Here is a 2,579-nt window from a genome sequence, read left to right on the forward strand (position 1 = left end):
CCCGGGCCAGTGCTGGGTGCGTCTGCCCCTGCAGACCGCACCCTTTTTGAGTAATGAAGAGTTTCATTCAATCAGCTATTGACCAACAGGCTGGTTTTAGTACAAGATATTGGTCAAGCAGGTCATTGGTGACCACCCAGAAATTTACGCAGCACTGGGGCTGCAAGGAGCGAACATGGGACTCAACCCACCTCCCGCGGAACCGCTGATCCAGATTGAACACCTATCCAAGCGGTTCGGAGTCAACGCGGCTCTGCAGGACGTCAACCTCACCCTGGATGCGGGGAGCATCCACGCGCTGCTGGGCCAGAACGGTGCCGGCAAGTCCACACTGATCAAGATCCTCTCCGGGCTGTATTCGCCCACCAGCGGCCAGATCACGGTCGCCGGGCACGCGTTAGGCACACCGGAGGCGACAGCGAACATGGCCTTCATCCACCAGGACCTTGGCCTGGTGGACACCATGACGATCGCGGAAAACATCGCCCTCGGCACGGGTTTCGGGCGCACCGGCGGATTCATCTCCTGGCGGCAGGTCCGCGACAACGCCGCCGAGGCATTGCAGACTGTCGCCTCCCACCTCGAGCCGGACCGGTATGTCTCGGAGCTGAGCAGGGCGGACAAGTCCCTGGTTGCCATCGCCCGTGCCTGGCCTCGAACGCTTCGGTCATTGTCCTCGATGAACCTACGGCAAGCCTGCCCGCAGCGGATTCCCGCAGGCTCTTCGATGTTCTTGAGAAACTTCGCAGCCAGGGCCACGGGCTGCTCTATGTCAGCCACAGGCTCGATGAGGTCTTCGCCATCTCGGACACCGTCACGGTGCTGCGGGACGGCCGGCTCATCCACAGCGGACCCATCGCCCAGAAGACACCCCGCGAACTCGTGGTGGACATCGTTGGCCACAAACCGCTCAGCTACACCTCGAGCAGCGGAGTGCAGCAGGACACCCGGCGACTGGAAGTGCTCGAACTGGCCACCGCACAGACCCGCCCCGTCTCCTTCTCCGTCCACGCCGGAGAAGTAGTGGGCATGGTGGGGCTCACCGGAGCCGGACACATGGAACTGGGACGGGCCCTGGCCGGAGCCCGCAGGATCACCTCCGGCACCGTCAAGCTCGACTCGGAGGACTACAAGCCCCGCACGCCGACTGATGCGGTGGACTCGGGCGTAGGATTCGTCACGAGCAACCGGATGGACGAGGGGTGCGCCCCCGAGCTGACACTGCGGGAAAACTTCCTGCCGAATCCCGGCATCCGCTCCAGGAACCCTTTCGCCTGGACCAGCCCCAAAGCCGAACGCAAACTCGCCCGCAAACTCGTGGACCAGTACGGCGTCCGGCCCGCTTTGACGGAAGTGGCCATCGCCACCCTCTCCGGAGGAAACCAGCAAAAAATCATGATCGGCCGCTGGCTAAGCACCCGCCGGAAACTCATCATCCTGGAGGAACCCACCGCGGGGGTCGACGTCGGCGCCAAAGCGGACATTTACACCCTGCTGGAAGAGTCCCTCGCGGCCGGGCTGGCCGTACTGATGATTTCAACCGACTTCGAAGAAGTCGCCAACGTCTGCCACCGGGCACTCGTTTTTGTCCAAGGAACCGTCACCGCGGAGCTATCCGGCGCTGACCTCACCATCGCAAACCTCACTGCGGCTGCCTCCGGTGCTGCTCTCACTTCGGAGTAATCCTCACATGAACCAGATGAAAACCAGCCGCCAGGGCGGCGTCGCCCACCTCCTCGGACCCTACGGACTCGTAGTGATCCTCGTGGTGCTGTTCGCGGTATTTGCCCTGATCCTGCCGCAGACCTTCCTCTCCGGCCGCAACTTCAACGCCATCCTCAGCAACCAGGCCATCCCCGCGCTGCTGGCCCTGGGCGCCATGATCCCGATCGCCACCGGAAAGTTCGACCTGTCCATCGGCTACGGACTCGGGCTCTCCCACGTGATCGTCCTCAAACTCATCGTCGACGGCCACGTACTGGGGCATCGCCGCCCTCGCGGCCATCGCCGCCATGGCAGTGGTAGGCATCATCAACGGCCTCCTGGTCGAATTCGGCCAGATCGACTCCTTCGTGGCCACCCTGGGCACCGGAACCGTGCTCTACTCCATCACCGGCGCCATCACCAACGGCGCCCGCGTCGTTCCGGGAGACGCCGGACTGCCCGCATCCTTCAAAGACCTCTACGACTCCAAGATCGCCGGCGTCCCGATCGTTGCCGTATACCTGCTGATCGTCGCCGTGATCCTCTGGGTCCTGTTCGAACGCCTCCCGCTCGGCCGGTACTTCTACGTGCTTGGCTCAAATCCCCGGGCCGCCGCACTGATGGGCATCCCCACCAAGCGGTATTCCATCTATGCCTTTTCCTTCTCCGCCGTGGTCACAGGAGTTGCCGGGGTACTGCTGGCGTCACAGCAGCAGATCGGAAACCCCAGCGTCGGGATGGACTACCTCCTCCCCGCCTTCGTCGGAGCGCTCCTGGGAGCCACCGCCATCAAACCCGGACGCGCCAATGTGATCGGCACGCTCGTAGCGGTCATCACCCTGGCGATCGGCCTTGCCGGCATCTCCCAGCTGGGC

4 protein-coding genes are annotated in these 2,579 nt (G+C 63.5%); 3 read left to right on the plus strand and 1 reads right to left on the minus strand.

Translation table 11 applies throughout. The features are described from left to right. Positions 1-175 precede the first annotated feature (175 nt). Positions 176-1,024: an ATP-binding cassette domain-containing protein gene (locus AHiyo1_RS27300; RefSeq protein WP_253257468.1), complete on the plus strand. Its 849-nt coding sequence runs from the start codon at positions 176-178 to the stop codon at positions 1,022-1,024. 5 nt (positions 1,025-1,029) lie between these two features. Beyond that, entirely contained in the window at positions 1,030-1,683 is a 654-nt protein-coding gene (locus tag AHiyo1_RS25690) for an ATP-binding cassette domain-containing protein (protein WP_253257504.1), read from the plus strand. Here the strand turns inward: AHiyo1_RS25690 and AHiyo1_RS25695 are convergent. Next, positions 1,670-2,014, minus strand: a complete 345-nt coding sequence (locus AHiyo1_RS25695; protein WP_059389617.1) for a hypothetical protein — start codon at positions 2,012-2,014, stop codon at positions 1,670-1,672. The two genes, AHiyo1_RS25690 and AHiyo1_RS25695, sit on opposite strands and share 14 nt — an antisense overlap. On the opposite strand from AHiyo1_RS25695, the gene AHiyo1_RS25700 reads away from it, so the two are divergent. Next, positions 2,013-2,579, plus strand: a 567-nt coding sequence (locus tag AHiyo1_RS25700) for an ABC transporter permease (protein ID WP_216363249.1), incomplete at its 3' end; no start/stop codon positions are given. The two genes, AHiyo1_RS25695 and AHiyo1_RS25700, sit on opposite strands and share 2 nt — an antisense overlap.

It is taken from the genome of Arthrobacter sp. Hiyo1 (assembly GCF_001263615.2).
Classification (GTDB): domain Bacteria; phylum Actinomycetota; class Actinomycetes; order Actinomycetales; family Micrococcaceae; genus Arthrobacter.